This is a genomic window from Tautonia rosea (assembly GCF_012958305.1).
GTDB lineage: Bacteria > Planctomycetota > Planctomycetia > Isosphaerales > Isosphaeraceae > Tautonia > Tautonia rosea.
Genome location: NZ_JABBYO010000016.1, coordinates 119,171 through 136,711, shown reverse-complemented (window position 1 = coordinate 136,711; position 17,541 = coordinate 119,171). Strand labels below are relative to the sequence as shown.

Genomic DNA, 17,541 nt, shown 5'->3' with positions numbered 1-17,541 from the left:
GGTGAAGGCGATCGTGGTCCACCGGTGGCGGTGGTCAGGATGGCTCCACACGCGGCAGCTGTGAGGCGAGAATGGCCGTTGGATCGTGTGGGCCGACGCCGCGGAAGTCGGGCGACTCCGCCGGCTGCGAACGTTCGAGATCGCGTGACACGGCCGACGGACGCCCCCATCTGAGTTGACCAGCCGACCGAGTCGACCAGGCGATCCTGACCGCACAACGTGTTCACAGAGTGGAGGGGAATGATGCCTCGTTCATTTGCAAAAATATATACATCAACTTATATAATAATGTGAAAGAACTCGAAGCCGGCCTTGAGGGGTGGTTTGCGTTCTACAATCATGAGCGGCCCCACCAGAGCCTGTCCTACCGGACCCCCGCCGAGGTCTACCACAATGCCCAGGCGATCATGCCATGATCGGGAATGCCTCGTCGGAGCATTACGTAAAATCCGGCCCGATTGGTCTGGACAATGGGGGCCACTTCACAGAGAAAACGCCGTTCTAGAAAGATAGGCTTCCAAAATGGCTATCCTTTGAGCCTCCTCAAGTGGCACCTGATCGGGACTCCCACTGAGATCGATATGGAAACATGGCTGTCGAAGGAGATGGTTGCGTTGCCTTGCTTGACGGGTTAGCCTCGCCAGAGGATTCATCATCCCTCCTTGAGGACCTTCTCATGTCGATGTCCCGTATCAACCGTCGTACTGCACTTAAAGTCTGTGGGAGTGCGCTGGCCTTTCCCTTCGATTCTCGAGGTTACGCCAAGTCTCCGAATGAGACCCTGAACCACGCCAGTTTTGGTGCCTCTGGAATGGCCTTGGCGGATATCCGATCTCTTACGGCAAGCCCTCATCTTCGCCTGGTCGCTATCGCCGATGTTGATCTCAACCGGACGGGAGAGGTAAAAAAACTCTTCCCTGAAGTCCGAGTATATCAGGATTACCGAGAGCTTCTTGCAAAGGAACAAGATCTTGACTCGGTCAACGTGTCGACCCCTGACCATATGCACGGTCCAATTACCATGCAAGCCATGCAGCAAGGTCTGCATGTTTACACACAGAAACCTCTTACACAAACGATTTACGAAGCCCGTCAGCTTTCACAAGTGGCCGCTGCAAAGGGGATCGTAAGTCAGATGGGGATCCAAATTCATTCCCATCCGGTTCATAAATCGGTCGTTGCAACAATTCACGATGGGGCAATTGGCAAGGTCACAGAGGTCCATAGTTGGAGTGGAAAACAGTGGGGTGATCGCTCCCCCCGTCCAGATCGGATCGACCCTGTCCCAGACGGGCTTGACTGGAACGGATGGCTTGGGGTTGCTTCTGAGCGTCCGTACATCGCTGGTTGGTATCATCCCGGCAATTGGCGCAAGAGGCTCGATTTTGGGACCGGTACGTTTGGAGACATGGGCTGCCACATCCTCGACCCTGTTTTCGCGGCGCTCGAGTTAACCGCACCAATCGAGGTGCGGTCTGAGGGAGGAGCCCCGAATGCGCATAGCTGGGGACTTGATTCAGTGGTCCGCTACAATTTCCCTGCCACGCCACAAACAGCCGAGACACTGTCCCTCACCTGGTATGATGGTGACCGCCGTCCTCCGAGAGAGGTAACCAATCTGATCGGAAGCAGACCTTTGAGCGACCAAGGTTCGATTTACATTGGAACCAAAGGTGTTCTCTACTCCCCATACATTGCTCCTCCTGTATTGCTTCCGGCTGAGGACTTCGCCGATTATGAGCGTCCCGCACCCGATGGTGATAACCACTATCTTCAGTTTGTGGAAGCTTGCCGAGGCAACGGAACGACCTCGACCCCGTTTTCCTATGCAGGCCCTTTGACGGAGATGGTGCTGCTTGGATGCCTGGCGACTCGCTTCCCAGCCACAACCCTCACCTGGGATGCATTGGGTTTGCGTGTGACCAACGTTCAGGATGCAAACCGCTTCGTTCGCCGGAATTACCGTGACGAGTATCAGACCGTGGGACTTTAATCTTCGCGAGTTGTAAAGCCAGAAACGGACTTATTGAGACGGGGCTCGCACTGGGATACGTCAGTCAGCCCCGTTCGACGTGGTCTGGTATCTCCCAAGGTCCTTGCTAGTCCCAAAGGATGTGTGAAGCACATCCGAGGTGAGATTGCATTCTTAATTATGATGCGCGTAAACAAGCGATCCCTCGAGATAAGTTGCAAGAACAGATGCTTCAACTAATTCTTCATCCGAGCAGGTGAGAATGTTGCGGTCGAGGAGGATAAAATCCGCACGCTTCCCGGTTTCAAGTGATCCAATTTCGTTTTCTAGGAACATAAGCTTTGCATTATTGATTGTGTAGAATCGGATTGCTTGTTCTCTGGTGAGCGCTTCTTCTGGATGAAGTGAACCCTCGAATCCTCTCGCCTGTCGGGTGGTCGCAACCCACATTCCCAAAAACGGATTGTAGGGATTGATTGATCGAAACGAACCAATTTTTTGCATATGATCTGAACCTCCTCCGACCGTCACGCCTGCCTGGAATAGGCTTTGCAAGGGCTGGAAGTAACGGAGGCGATCATATCCGAACTGCGCTACCAAAGTTCGAGTATCGAGATAAAGCCAAGCAGGTTGGATATCCACCACGACCCCGAGTCGAGCCGCCTGGTCGATGGATTCTTGGCTCATAAAGTTTGAATGAGTGAGGCACGGTCTCGTGGGAGCAATGAGAAGCTCGTTGTTGACAGATTCGTAGGCATCGAGCAAGACATGGACTGCTCCGTCACCAACGCTGTGGGCTGTAAACTGCAATCCGGCTTGAACGGTTGCGCGAACCATCGGCTGAAGACGTTCTGGAGGGATGAACAGGACGCCTCGATACTCTGGGTCATCGATCGAATAGATCGAACTCACACCCCAAGGTTTCCTCATGTAAGCGCTTCCTGTGAGCATACCGCCGTCCAAGAACATCTTGATCCCAACAGTGCGGAGCATGGAATCGTCTGTACGCAATGCGTTGTCGGCGACCTTACGTATGTTGGCTTCGATCTCTTCCAGGGGTCCGGACGAGTCGACTGCATGTGAGAGGCCGATCCGAACGGTCAAATCGTCTGAGTCGTAGATCCGGGAATATTGTTCAATGGCTGAGGAACTTGCATTGCGATCGATGATCGATGTGATGCCGACTGAGTTGTAATCACGGAAAAGGGCAATGAGACGTTCATCGGATTCAACTCGGGACGGTGATCGACCCGTGGATTCGGATTTCACATAACGTGTGAGGTTGCGAAGGATCCCGGTTGGTTTCCCGGTTTTGGGATCTCGTTCGACTTTCCCAGGACCTTCAGGTTCAAAATGTTCGTCAATTCCACTGAGAGTTAAGGCAAGGGAATTCAGGGAAGCGTCAGGACCGGTTGCAAACAAGACAGGATTATTGGGAGCGACCTGGTCGAGTTCTTCTTTCGTGGGATAGCGTTGTTCCTTGAGTCGTGTGATGAACACCTGGCGAACGATAATCCATTTTCCTTCGCCCAGAATATCGGCACGCTCTTTGATGTATTTTAGAACATCTTCGATTGTTTCTAGGTCTGCAATCGGATGATCAAACTCGTGCATGGAGGCGCCCGTAGGGTGCGTGTGCGAATCGATTAAACCTGGCAATACGGTTTTTCCCTGGAGGTCAATCACCTGAGTATCTTGACCCCGTGTCGCCATCACTTCCTCGGTCATCCCAACCCGAAGAACTCGTCCTTTGGCTATGGCCATGGCGTTGCCGATGGTAAATTCAGAGTCAACCGTGACTATGGTTCCGTTGTGGAAAATGGTCTCGGCAGTCTGGGCTTGAGTATCTTCTCTGCCAACCCCCAATAGGACCATCGATATCAGTATCCACTGAGTCGTTATCTTCATGGTAAGGCCTTCGTAGCGGTTGGACGAGAAGAAAAAAATACGGGGAATCGACCTGATCCCGCATCAGTGTGCAAATTCGTATTGTCGATGGGAGGGCGATTCACATCAACGGTCTTCTTCCATAATCTCGGAGAGGATCCTTACGAACCGGAGAGACTACTGGCCGAGACAGTAGAGTTCAAAGAAGTTTGATTCGCTTGTCTATGATTTAAAGAACAAATGAGAAAATCGCGTTCCAGGAGTTCTTTACGTTCAATATCGGAGTCATGGACTATGCGGTATTTGTGCTAAGAATCCTAGTGAGGACATCCTGTACTGTTCCGACTTGGAGCACAGGAAACCACGTTGACAGTATACGCGTGAAATCGGTCGATTCAGGGAATACGACGCATTGGGCGACTTCAAAAAAAGACCGCTTTATGCCATGCAAGCTTTTGCAATAATGAATAACAAATAAGTTGAATTTTTTCCTGTTGCTTTCTCTTGCTCAACTTGACACTGATCTTAAAGAGACATAGAAGCAGATGCACGATCATTTAGGCAAGAATTTCTTTGATTACGTGTCCATGCACGTCAGTCAGGCGGAAGTCTCGACCACTGTATCGATACGTCAGTCGTTCGTGATCGAGGCCGAGGAGGTGTAACATCGTTGCATGAAGGTCGTGCATGTGGACCTTGTTCGCCACCGCCTTGTGTCCGAAATCATCTGTGGACCCATAAGCGTGACCAGCTTTGGTTCCTCCGCCCGCGAGCCAAATGGTAAACCCATCGGGATTATGATCACGCCCAGTCCCTTTTTGTTGGGCATAGGGCGTACGACCAAATTCACTTCCCCACCAAACCAGCGTGTCCTCGAGTAAGCCGCGACGCTTCAAATCAGTAAGAAGTCCAGCGATCGGCCGATCGACTCGTTGAGCATGAGTTTCGTGTGCCTGCATGTTTGAATGCTGGTCCCAAGCGGGATTTGCGGTACTGTCTCCGTAGGTGACCTGAATGAACCGAACCCCTCGTTCCGACAGGCGGCGTGCGAGAAGGCATTGACGCCCAAAGTTGTCAGTGGGTTCTTGATCAATGCCGTAAAGGTCGAGGGTCTCTTTCGTTTCTCCAGAAATTTCGAGAACATCTGGCGCGTTCATCTGCATGCGCCATGCAAGTTCGAACGACGAGATCACCGCTTCCAATTCCGAGTCGGAATCTGATTTAAGTTGTTTGGAGTTTAGCGACTGAAGCAACTCGAAATGGCGAGTCTGATCCAGGGGAGAGAGTAAGGGATTTGAAAGGTTACGGATTGTCGCGTCAGAAGCCGGTGCCCCCGCCTTCCCGACAGCGGTCCCCTGGTAGACCGCAGGAAGGAACGCATGGCCATAGTTTCTGGCTCCCCCATTTCCTGCCGAAGGCCCAATCGTTACAAATCCTGGCAAATCCTCATTTTCCGTTCCGAGTCCGTATTGAATCCACGCACCCATGGACGGACGAACGCCGACAGTCGCCCCGCAATGTAAAAAAAGCGTCGCCGGCCCATGAGCGACCCCCTCAGTGTGCACTGAGTGAATAAAGCAGAGATCGTCGACGTGTCGATTGAGCTCTGGAAACAGAGCCGAACCCCAACGGCCAGACTCCCCATGTCGAGAAAATGCCCAGAGAGGACGCATAATCCGCTGCTCAGAGCCTTTCATTCCACTATTGGCGAGAACACGAGCATCATCAAACGGCATGTCCTTTCCATCTTGCTTGACCAAGAGCGGCTTGTAGTCAAAGGAATCGACCTGACTGACACCTCCTTGCATAAACAAAAAGATGATTCTTTTTGCTCTGGGATGATAGTGTGGACCTTGCGCATGGAGCAAGGGATCCGATGATGTTCCCGGTGCTGGTTCTGCCGCAAGTCCTGCTAAAGCAATTGAACCAAAACCGCAGGCGCTCGACCGAAGAAAGGCTCGACGACTCAGACGAATTAAAGGAGATGACACGGTTTCCTCCAGTTTTCATCAAGCTCGAACGCACTGCCTGGCCTTGTTGAGGAGGACTGTACAACCCTTGGAACAAATCGAGGCAAGATCGAGTTCAATGAACATAGCGAAAGTCCACTGTTCCGAACAAGGCCTGGACGAAGAGCGCCCATCCCTCGTGTTCAGGTCGGGTGACTTGGTTGAAGAACTCAAGAGCGATTTCCTGTTCCTGATCGGTTGGCAATCGACCAAGAATCAGTTGATAGGCACGAACAATCTTATCGGCTGTGTTGTGAGAATTTCCATCCATCAGTCGCTTCGCCGTCAATCTGGATTGTTCAATGACAAAGGGATGATTCATCAGGAAGAGCGCCTGAGTGGAGACGGTGCTCGAATTTCGGCGACCAACAACCATACTCGGATCGGCGAAATCGAATACCTCAAATACCTCCGGTAATGCGTTGCGAAATACGGGCTCATAGACAGAGCGTCGCATGCTCTTACTTTCGAATCCGTAATCAGCTACTATCGACTTCGGAAACGAAGGGCCGCACATCCTGCAATCCAGTTCTCCGGAGACCTGGAGCATCGAATCGCGGATGCTTTCGGCATCCAACCGTCGCCGATTCATCCGCCAGCGAAGCCGGTTATCAGGATCAACGTCCTCGGTGACGGGATTGGTGTCTGAGGACAGGCGATAGGTTCTCGACAGGACAATCTCGCGAATGAGTGACTTGACGGACCAGCCTTCGTCCATAAACCGAACCGCCATGGTGTCCAATAGTTCCGGATGCGAGGGAACATCGCCCGTGGTCCCGAAATTATCAACGGTCGGGACCAAGCCTTCCCCCATTAACCAGTACCAGACGCGGTTAACCAGTACACGAGCGGTGAGTGGATTCTCTTTTGAAACAATCCAATCAGCCAGTTGTCGACGGCCACTCTCATCTTCGGGCAGAAGGGAAGTCTCGGCTGAGCTTGCAATCTTTAAGAAACCACGGGGCACCTCTTTCCCCAGGTTGTGCACACTGCCACGGATATGAACTTTCTGATTACGAATCTCGGCTTCTTCGATGACGGACATGGCCCTGTCGCGTCGAGGACCATGTTCTTTTAACTCTTTGAGTTCGGATTCAAGCCTGGAAAGTGATTGATGTGCCGAGGATGTTGAGTGATCGAAGGAGTTCACGGCGTTGGACGGCATCCAAACAACCGCATCAACGGTTACGTGGCCCTGAGTATTTTGGTTGGAAATCTGGACATAAGCCTGACCATTCGCCTCAAATCGAAATTCGCCGAGACTCGCGAAGCGACCTTCGATCGATGGTACCTTTCGCATGTCGACGGTGTGAATTGACTCGCCTTCAGCGCTCAGAATGGTCACAGGGACTGCTTGAGCTCGACTCGCTCCATGAGAATATGCGATCCAGACCTCGAACACGTCGGCCATGGGGAGTTGGGGCAGAAAAGTAAGTGTTTTCTCTCCCTTGCCCTGGTTGTCATCATGAAGATAGCCTAATCCAATATAATTGCCAGAGTATGTCGAAGTTTTCCAGTCACCGACGCGGGCCGCGTGCTCATCATCCACCACGATTCCGGGAACTTCTGTGACTGAAAGCACTTGCTTAGTCATGTCAGCAATCTTGGTTTTGGATCGGAGCTCCTCAATGCGATTTTCCAGATCGGAAATGGACTTCTCATAAGCCAAGATCGCTGACTCCCTGCCAGGATCCATGGGCAAAGGCACCTCGATCCATTGCGAAACATTCGCATGGTTCATGGCCTTTGCGTTGCTCAGAATGCCCGCAAGGGCGTAGTAATCGGCCGTCGGGATCGGATCAAATTTATGATCGTGACAGCGAGCGCAAGAAATCGTTTGTGCCAGCAACGCTTTTCCAATGGTTTCTATCTGTTCGTCAACCAGATCCATTCGAAGCTGTTCCTTATCCTGTTCCTCCAGGTTGGTGTTGCCAAGAACAAGAAACGCGGTCGCGATGATCTGTCGTCGACGATCGTCGAGTGTCGTGCCTTCAAGAAGATCGCCCGAGATCTGCTCACGAACAAACTGGTCAAATGGCATGTCTTCATTGAAGGCTTTAATGACGTAATCACGATATCGCCATGCTTCTTTGAGGACAAGGCCACGGAGTGTCAGTGATTCGCCGAATCGTGCCACATCAAGCCAATGGCGTCCCCATCGTTCGCCAAAGTGTGGAGACGCAATCAATCGATCAACGAGATCTTCATACGCGGTTGGTGAGTTATCACGGAGAAACGATTGAACTTCATTCGGTGTCGGTGGGACACCAATGAGATCGTAGGAGAGACGACGGATTAGTGTTCCGCGATCGGCTTCTGAAACAGGATGAAGGCCGGCGCTTTCTAGTTGTGAGAGGATGAAGCGGTCGATTTCATTCAAGGGCCACGAGGTGTCATTCACTTCAGGAGCCCGAACGGCTTGAGGACGCTGGTAGGCCCAATGGTTTCGACCAGCTGCGATATCGAGATTTGAACGAGTACGAGGCTTGCGTCCGTTTTCGCGCGGGTCGGGGGCACCTAGTTCAACCCACGTCACAAAATCATTGACGATTGCATCGGGAAGTTTTCCTTCCGGAGGCATTTGAAGAAACTCGTATCGTAATGCATCGATTAGAAGACTTGTGTCTACGTCACCGGGAACAACCGCAGGGCCGCTTGGTCCTCCAAGTCGTAATGAGTCTCGATCATCGAGTTTCAAGCCTCCCTTCAGCTTCCCGGCTTGTTCTGCCTCGGCTGAATGGCACCTGTAGCACTTGTCGACGAGAACCGGCCTGATTTTTGTCTCGAAGAATTCGAACTCTTCTCCATCAATCTGTTTTGCCGATACAATTCCCATCATTAGAGGAATCATCAACACTGTGATCGGCCATGACTGGCAAAGAATCATCGGTGTGCTTTCCTCGTCGTTTGAATAGTCGGAGGCAGGAAGCGTGGTAGGAGTCCTACCAAACCATTTCCAGATCAAACCGATCCTATTATTGATTTCGGGAAGAGATTAACTCGTTTCGTGAAGACTCTATTGGACACGATTGGTTGGGGTGATTCAAGGACTGTCTGCGGCACTTTCCTTCCTCCAGAATGCACCATTCGGAGCCTTCGGTCTCGTAATCCCGAATAGCTGGACTGATTCATCGATCTCTTCACCGCAAATAAAACTTCTGTGCATTTCAGTTCTCTCTGACTCGATTCAGGGAAACGCACGGCGCCAGAAGAGTCTCCGAAAGAACTGATGAGCGTCCTTTCGATTGATTAATCGGTCGTTATTTACGTCGAGTTCCACCAGGTAACGAGTCTCTGGAGCTATTGATCGGAATGCGTTCCGGAAGGTCCTGAAATCAGCCCGATTGACCCTGGCATCTCCATTCGTATCGCCATACAGGCGATGAAACGTACTTACTTGGATTCCGTTTGGTACTGCAGAGCCCGAGGAACTCAGAGGCTGTCCTTCGTGCGAGACGACACCCTCGGCGAGCACTTTCAGAGTGTAACGGCCATCGGGCACTGATCCCGCCTGGAGCAAGGGACTATTGAAGGTAAGTGTCGCAATACTTCTCCCGTCAACCGTTCGGAGTGAGGAAACCTGCACCGCAATCACCCGTCCATCATGCCGGATCAGCCGAAAAGCGCCCTGGGCGATCGACACGACCGTGTTGAATTCCACCTGAAGCCTGGTGACCCGGGACCTCTGAGCCTCACCGCCGTTGACAACCGAGCGGACAATGGTCGGACTCAAGGGTTCGACGACCGGCAGACCGGGGGCCATCGTTCGAGTGAACGTGTCGGCCGTAATCCTTCTCGGCTCGGCATTTCCTACCTTGTCTGTCGCGTTGCTCAGGAAGCGATAGGTCTTGCCCGGGTTGCCAACAAACTCTGCGGACCTCAGCGTGGTATTGATCAGCCAGATTCGCCATGGCCCGTCATCTTCCTGAACCCAGACGTCGCGAGCCTTGATCCCGGAGCCGGCGTCGGTTCCGCCGAATCGCACTTGGAAGATTGGGGTGCTGGTCGCCGGCAGAGACTCGACGAAACTGACCGGCGGGCTCGCGTCGATCGTGTTGCGATGTATGTTGGTCAGAAGAGCTGCCTCCGTGTCGAACACGATCTGAGCCTGGGCGTCGTACTGCGTGCCCGTTGCGTCCAGGATACCTGGCTCGATTGTGTAGCTCACGAAGCCCTGGCCCCGGCCCGAGTCGTCGTCGGGGGGCAAAAACCCGGCAAGCGCGTCGGCTGGCAAATCGAGCGAGATTGGGTCCAGGCTGCGGAAGGTCCACGCGAGCACACCTGTGGACGCGTCCAATGTAGCCGTCACCTCGACCACCATACTGCTGGCCGGGTCGTCGATTCGGGTCGTGTACGACTGCCGCCCGGCTGGGACGTCAAACTCGTAACCTGCCCAGCCGAACGAAGTGAGCTGGAATGTGTCCCAGTCCAGGTCAGGGTCGAGCGTCTGCGTGATAAATACCTCCTGTGCTGGTGCGGAAGCCTCGGGCTTGTTCTGAAACCGGATGGTATACCCGTAGGTGCCGCCAGGCTGTCGGAAGAGGTCCTCTCCAATTCCGCCGGGGCCGGTGATATCGTTTGGATCCCTGGGTACAATCTGGAGCGAGGAACCACCCCCGCCAGGCACCAGCGGTTCCTCGGAAAGGGTCTCGCTGTTCGCGATTCTCGAACCCATAACGACAGGCAAGGCAACCCGGATCAGACCTCTGCTTGCTGCCGCCTCCAGGATTACGGTAGCACTCGACTCCACGACAGGCGCTGCTGTTCCCCCCGAAAAATAGAGCGCGGCCCCCGCGGCGACCAAGAGCACTGCTCCTCCGCCGGCCAGGAGATAGGCCGAGGTGTCGACCGGCTCGAATGCCTCCGTCGTGGTGGTATTGGTTGCAGTGGAGCCGTCCTCATTGGGAGTTGTCACCTCTGTAGGGAAGTCGAAGTTCGGGATCGTTACCTCTTCGGGTTCACCTTCCGTGACTTCTGGTGAAAAAATGGTTTTATCAGGACTTGTTTCGGGTAAAACCGGATCTTCGGTTTCTTTCTTCGATGGTTGTGGGGCGGGGTCCCGGTACGGATTATCACCGGGCTTCGGCCCTGGAGTTATTGGATCGACCTTCCGATGCGGGTTGATTTTATTGGAACTGGTCACTCGGCCCGGTTGCAGCCCCGACGGATCGATGAAGCTCAAGGGGTTGTTCAGCACGAAGCGATAGAGGTTGAAATCGCCGCCGGTGAGACCAATCGGGTCGGGCTGGGTGAACCGACCAGTCGTCGCATCGTAGAGCCGGGCGCGCATGTCGTACAGCCCGAGGTCGAGGCTGGCGACTCCCCACTTGCCGTGGTAGGTGAAAGGGTTGTCGCCTGCACCCGTACCCCCCTGGAACTCGATCTCGCCGAACGGCAGATAGCGATAGGTGGCGGTGACAGCGCCGGATGCGTCGGTGATCGCCGTCGTGTTGCCGATGGCGTCGAACTGGTAGTAGCTCGCATTTCCTGACGCGTCGAAACGGGCCTCGAGGCCATCAGCGATCAGGTTGCTGGAGCGTAGTGAGCCGCCCTCGTACTCGGCCAGCACGTCGCCCAGGCCAGTGCTGCCGAAGGGGTCGAGCAGGAGGTCGGTTCGTACCCCATTGCGTGTGACGGCCGACCGATTCCCAAGCGGGTCGTACTCGAAGGTGATCTCGGTCGAGGGGTGGCTGATTCGAACCAGGCGATTGCGGACGTCATACCCATAGGTCGTGACCGAGCCGTCGGTTTCGGTCACTTTGCTCAGGTTTCCCGACGCGTCGTACTGGAAGGTCCGGCCGTCCGGGTCGGAGGTGTAGCGATTGAAGCCATCGGTCGCGAAGTCGAGTCGGTTGCCAGTGGCGTCAACGTCGTAGCGATGGATCTTCCCATCGGGCAAGACCACACCTACGAGCTGGCTGCGGGCGTCGTACTGGTAGGTCGTCGTTCCCTGGGGTGAGGTCAGGCTTGCAATCCGGCCGGCCTGGTCGAGCGTGTAGGTTTGGAAGTCGAGAAGCTCGCCCGAGCCGGACCGATGCTCCACGCGAGTGGTGCGGCCCAGAAGGTCGTACTGGTAGTTCGTCCGAGTCCCATTAGCATAGGTCTTTGAGGTCAGATTGCCCGCAACGTCGTATGCGTAGGTCACCTGGACGACCCCGTCACGTTGAACGGTGGCGCGGCGGCTCAGGTTGTCAAACGTGGTCTCCACCGCCACGCCGTCGGCGGTTCTGCGGAAGAGACGTCCGGATGCGTCGTATTCATAATGAATCACTCGACCATTTATGTCGGTCAACGAGCTGATTCGGCCTGCTCCGTCGTAAGTGAATGAGATCGATTGGGCACGACCGTCGCCGAAGGTCTCGACGATCTGGGTAACCTTGCGTCGCGAGTCGAGCGTGTACTCGATCCGGCTGCCATCCGCGTAGTCGATCCGGGTGAGGAGCCCGCGCGAGTCGTAGGAGCGGCGGGACTCGTTGCCTCTGGGATTCGTGACCCCGGACAGGCGGCCGAAGCCGTCGATCTGGTATTGCGTGACCGCGCCGTCGGGCTGAGTCCAAGAGGTGGGCACACCCGAAGCGTCGTAGCTGAAGGTAGAGACTCGTCCCAGCGGATCGGCGATTGACGTGGGAAGTCGGTTTTCGGCTGTATAAGCGGCCTGGTAAGCGATTCCTGCCGGAGTGAGGATCGAGGTGACACGGCCATGTTGGTTCCGCGTAAAGTGTATGGTTCCCTCCTCCCCTTTGGCGGCGATGAGGCGGCCATGTCGATCGTAGTGGTAATCGATGGTCTGCCCTGCCGGGTCAGTGATCGAGCCGGGCTGCCCGTACTCTCCACGCGTCACGACGGTGACTGCGCCGGCTGGGTCGATGAGGGTGATCTGGCCAATCTGTGCGTCTGTGCCATGCCGGATCTCGAGCGGAAGTTGGCCACTATTGCGGCTCGAGCGCGAAAGTCGCCCAAACGAGTCGTACTCGTAGTTCCATGTCACGCCGTCCGAAGTGCGAGTACCAGAGATCGTGTAAGCCAAAGGGCCCGTCGTGGCCAGGTTGTAGGTATAGGTCGTCACATTGCCTTCGGGCGAAGTGACGGAGGTGAGAAACCGACGTGATGCGTCGTAGGTGTACGTCGTGGCCTCACCTACGGGATTGGTGACGGAGGTGATCAGTCCACCGGCGTCATATTGGATGGTCGTGGTATCTTCGTAGGCGTTGGTGAAGGCGATCAGACGCTGTCCGTCGTACGTTGCGGTGAGACGTTGCCCTCGTGCGTCCTGGGTGTATTCCCACAGGCCGTCAGAACGAAAGGCGTAAGAGCTGCCGTTTGTCTCTGTGAGCAGCCAGCCTCCGCCCGGACGAGGCATGATCTGGCCGCGATCGACATCGACGCCGAGAAAATGGGTCCCTTGGTTGAAGAAAGGCCGGATCCGGTCCCCTGAGCGAACGATCAGGTTTCCCGCCGCGTCGGTCTCGACTCTGATCTCGAACGGGTTGGTTCTGCCGAAGCCGAAGGCGCTCTGCTCGAAACGAGCGGAGATGGCGCCGAAGTCATTGGCGACCAGAAGTAGGTAGTTCAGTAGTCGTGCCACGTCGCGGGTTTCACTGCCATCCTGGGCAAAGCGGTCCGCGACGTGGCGAAGCGCGGAGGCGTAGGTTTCGGTGGTCGTGCCAACCAACGAGATCAGGTTAGGTTTGACGGTGGTTCTCCAGGCAAGCTCGTTCACCGTTGGCGGGCGGATTTCATCGAAAGCATTCGGCAGCAGCGCGACCGGCTGGAGTACGGGGGAGCTACGGGGTCCCACACCCGCCGGTGTGAGCTTGCTCTCGGGCAGAATCGAAACAGTGACATTCGACGCGACGCCATCGCCATTGGTCTCGGGAGACAGCATCAGGTCGATCGAGCCAGACTCGCCAGGAGCGAACAGGTCGGGACGCCCTGTCGTCTTGACGCCCAATAGGCCGAGCTGAGGTCCGACGTAGATCGTGTCGGACGCCAATCGCAAGCGGCCATTGTCGGTCGTGACCGAGAGTACGGGCGCGGGTTGGCTGACCGTGCTATCGTTGCGGTAGCGGATGGTGACAGGAATCTCGCGGAAGGGACGGCTGAACCGTGGCATGTCGACAAGCACGGTCCAGTTTGCCTGTGAGGCGGCGGGGTCGGCAGACGCTGGGAGTACGCGGAAGGGCAACCCAGGTGCAAGCGCTTGGACGCCACCTGCGGTGGCCTGCAGGGCAAGTGTATCGCCAGGGGCGAGGTCGGCGAAGGTGACGATCGCTGACGATGGGTCGAATACTGTGCTGAGTGTGGCCGCGCGACCACCCAGAGTGAAGATCGTGTCGGGAGTGAAACCGCTGCCACGGAGGGTGAGGGTCAGGGTATCGCCCGCGTGGAGCTCGCGTCGGATCTCGTCGTTACCGTCGAAGCTGTGGATCTCTAGCCGCTGCTGAATTGCAGTGGTCGTGACCAGCCCTCCCGCTCGGCTGGTCACCACTACAAGATAGAGGCCCGGCACACCGTCGAGTAAATTGAGAGTCGCCTCTCGACCCATTGCGACTGGTCGGCTGGTGGAGGTCCACTCGACTTGATTCGCGTTGAACGCTCCGGCTCGAATGACGCGCAGGTCGCCCGCGTCACCGTTCCGGAAGAGGGCCGAGAGCTCGACTGGACCCGCTCCCACAGGAATGACCAGGGCATACCCATAACTCTCGCCCCGGTCGAGCGCGATCGTGGCTGAACTTCCAAGCGTCAGCGTAGGAAGCTCGATCCTGAGTGGAGTGCTGGAACGGCCGATGTTGTTCGAGCGGTCAAGATCGGGGATGACTCCTCGGCGGTCAGTGGTCACGAAGACGTTCCAGTCACCTGGCAAGGCCGGAGTGACAAGGTCGAGCGTGATCACGGTTGACTGCCCGGCAAGCAAATTGTCGGTCGGTCCCGATATACCGACCAGTGCGGCGCCGATTCCGCGAGTGGCCCCCTGAGCGAGATGTACAATGTCCGACCACGGGCCGGCGACGGGATTGTCCGAGGTGTTGCGAACTGTGTAGCGAATCTGGAAAGGCTGCTTGGGAACAAGCGGGCCTGTGACGCCGATGAGTTCCACATTCTCAACGACGAGGTCACCGGCCACGGTGTTTCGGCCCAGGAGTACTGAGGTTCCGGTGTAAGCGGTCACCAAGTCGGCAGAGGCGAGGTGAGCGAAGCCGCCCGAGAGGGCGGTGGAGGTGAGGATTTCAAAGGTGGTTTCGGCTCCTGGCACATAACCGGAAGAGAGTCGTGCCTCGAGCGTGCCGTCCAACGCGGTGGGCGCTCCGGCGATCAGCTTGCCGAAGCGATCAGGTGATGCGATGTGGTTCACCAGTGTGCCGGCAAACGTTTGCGTGTATCCCTGGCTGGCGCTCAAGATGGCACCCGGGCTCAGGGTGATTGTCCCAGAGTTGGTGAGAGGCAAGGTGAAGGTGGCCGTGGCGTTCTCGCCCAGGATGAGCGCGCCGTTGACCTGGCGAATCAGGTTGGCGGCAGCGAGCACACTGCCCGGGCCATTGAGCTGGACAGTGCCCGCGATGGTGTTGAAGGTGGGATTTGAGCGGAACTCCGCGCCGTCGTGAACAATCCAGGTTCCATTCATGCCGGAGAGGCCGCTGCCGAGGTCCTGGCCACGGATGCCCTGAAAGGTTGTGACTCCGTTGATTTCGACGGTACCCAGGTTGTCGAGCTTGGCGTTGACCGTGACCGTGCCATCCAGGCTCATGTGGCCTTCGTTGCGAATCAGAGGGCCAGAGTCGCTTTCGAGGCTGGAATTGAGCCCGCCGCCTACGAACCAGGCGCCAGGCGCGGTTTCAAAGGTCGCTCCTGGCATGTTGAAAAGCCGTCCGGTCCCCGCCGCGAATGGCGGGTTGAGAGGGACAGGAGCTGTGGCACGGACGGTTCCATAATTCTCGAAGTCTCCGACCAGACCGATATTCTGTCCGGTTGTGCTTTCGATCGTGAGGTCACTTCGGTTTTCGATCCGTCCGTACCAGCCGCTGGTCTCGTGGAACCGGAACATGCCGGAATCACCCTGGAGGATCAGGTCGTCAGCGTAGGCGAAGGCCGTACCTCCGAGGATCACAGAGCCACCGCCAGTGGCCGTGAACAGGCCGCCAAACCCGTGAACACCACCGACGGCGTGCCAGTCGAGGGTTGCACCAGGCGAGACGATCAGGGTCGCGTCGCGCGAAGTGACATCCAGAATCTGCTCCCAGCCACTCACGATGTTTCCCGAGAGGTCGAAGGTGCCTACGTCGACCTGGATGGTGCCCCCTCTGTTGATGAACTGAACGGATGCAATGCTGAAGCTCTCGACCCCTGCATGCTGGTGAATGAGTCCTTCGTTGCGCCATTCACGGAAATTGGAAGCCGAGCCGCCAAAGATGCCGTAATGAAGCTGGCCGCTACGAACAATGTCGATCGTGCCCGTGGTGGTGTTCGTGAGCCCCGATCCGGCGATCTCGATGCTCGGTGCATCGAAAACGACCAATCCCTCGTTGATCAGCGTCGATCCGTGAAGCACAGACTCACTCGAACCTTGCCCCGAGAACCGGACCTCGCCCCGATTCGTCAGCCTCGCAAAAGAGAGCCAGCCCTTGCGGATATCGATTGTGCCCGATTCGAGCGATCCTGAGCCGGAGATACGACTGCTTTGAGCGAAATCGCCACTCTCGAGCAGAAAGGCTGTGTTGTCTTTGATGAACAAGGAGGAGTTGAGCTGGATCTCACCACGCTTCAATTGAACCGTGCCGCCACCGGAGATTATAAGCGGGTCGGTCACTTGTGTGGTTGTTCCGCCAATGAACTCAAGTGTAACCTCGAAGAGGGTGCCTGGGGCGACCACGATTTCACCACCGGAGAAGCGGTGATTGGAGCCTGTAAGCTGAAGCGTCCCTGAGTCGACTCGGAACGCTCCGCCCGGCAGGTTGATGACGGGCATGCCAAGTATTCCTGGACCGGCACCCCCCACCTTCGCGATCGTACCGTGATTCTGGATATTGCCGATCCAGGTCTGGCCTGCACCGAGCGTCGCTCCCTCATGGATGCGAATCTCGGCCTCGTCGGTATTGACGAGTGTTGTCTGGAGCCCCCCACCGACCGGGATGACCGTCCGAAGAGTTCCGCTCTGAACGTCGATCGTCCCAGTGTTGGTGAGATCCCCGGTGATCGACAGAGGCCAATCCTGGGCACCCGTTAGGGCATTGATCGTCAGCTCTCCAGTATTGACGAACGATCCAAAGAGCCAACCGGCGTTGATCGCGCCGCCACCAAACGTGAGCGTGTGTCCCTGGGTCTGAATCTGATGGTTCTGGTCACGGAAACTCCCGCCAACGAGGAGCGTGCCGACAGTGACGTCACGAGACAGGTCGACCCGAGTCCTATTGTCGACGATACGGGCTGTATCTTCCGCACCTGGCACACCCTGTCCGGCCTGACCCAGATCTTCGTTGAACCAATTGGCCGGGAGGTCCCAGGCATAGAGACCGCTGGTGTTGACGTTGCCTCCAAGCCAGCGATAAGTCGCCAACAGCTCACGCTTTTCGAGCGATTCGAAATCGAGACGTGCCCGGGAAGATGCCTTGCGGCGCATGGGAGAGCCCACCCAGAATGATGAGGTCGCAAGATTGCCTACATCAACCAAGTACCCGT

Annotated in this window: 5 protein-coding genes and 1 pseudogene; 2 read left to right on the top strand and 4 right to left on the bottom strand. The window is 56.1% G+C overall.

Features of this window, described 5'->3' with window-relative positions; genetic code table 11:
* Positions 1 to 287: 287 nt before the first annotated feature.
* Together HG800_RS28075 and HG800_RS22745 are read left to right on the top strand one after the other, a co-directional pair.
* Positions 288 to 416 (top strand): annotated as a pseudogene (locus HG800_RS28075) (integrase core domain-containing protein); the annotation flags it as partial.
* 173 nt (positions 417 to 589) lie between these two features.
* On the top strand, positions 590 to 1,993 hold the full coding sequence (locus HG800_RS22745) for a Gfo/Idh/MocA family protein (RefSeq protein WP_206352402.1): 1,404 nt from the start codon (positions 590 to 592) through the stop codon (positions 1,991 to 1,993).
* A gap of 153 nt (positions 1,994 to 2,146) precedes the next feature.
* Here the strand turns inward: HG800_RS22745 and HG800_RS22740 are convergent, their stop codons facing one another.
* From HG800_RS22740 to HG800_RS22725, 4 genes are all read right to left on the bottom strand, one after another.
* Positions 2,147 to 3,880: an amidohydrolase gene (locus HG800_RS22740; protein WP_169979863.1), complete on the bottom strand. Its 1,734-nt coding sequence runs from the start codon at positions 3,878 to 3,880 to the stop codon at positions 2,147 to 2,149.
* A gap of 536 nt (positions 3,881 to 4,416) precedes the next feature.
* Complete coding sequence (locus tag HG800_RS22735) at positions 4,417 to 5,850, bottom strand: DUF1501 domain-containing protein (protein ID WP_169979861.1); 1,434 nt, start codon at positions 5,848 to 5,850, stop codon at positions 4,417 to 4,419.
* A 94-nt stretch (positions 5,851 to 5,944) separates the two neighbouring features.
* A complete protein-coding gene (locus HG800_RS22730) occupies positions 5,945 to 8,755 on the bottom strand; it encodes a DUF1553 domain-containing protein (RefSeq protein ID WP_169979859.1) in 2,811 nt (936 codons plus the stop codon).
* Positions 8,756 to 9,055: 300 nt separating this feature from the next.
* Positions 9,056 to 17,482 (bottom strand): RHS repeat-associated core domain-containing protein, encoded by an 8,427-nt coding sequence (locus HG800_RS22725; RefSeq protein WP_169979857.1) that lies wholly within the window; start codon positions 17,480 to 17,482, stop codon positions 9,056 to 9,058.
* Positions 17,483 to 17,541: the final 59 nt, after the last annotated feature.

What these genes read in the sequence shown, in the direction of transcription:
- HG800_RS22730 (WP_169979859.1), bottom strand. Translation starts at nt 8,755, where the DNA reads ATGATTCTTTGCCAGTCATGGCCGATCACAGTGTTGATGATTCCTCTA.
- HG800_RS22725 (WP_169979857.1), bottom strand. Translation starts at nt 17,482, where the DNA reads ATGCGCCGCAAGGCATCTTCCCGGGCACGTCTCGATTTCGAATCGCTC.
- HG800_RS22745 (WP_206352402.1), top strand. Translation starts at nt 590, where the DNA reads ATGGCTGTCGAAGGAGATGGTTGCGTTGCCTTGCTTGACGGGTTAGCC.
- HG800_RS22740 (WP_169979863.1), bottom strand. Translation starts at nt 3,880, where the DNA reads ATGAAGATAACGACTCAGTGGATACTGATATCGATGGTCCTATTGGGG.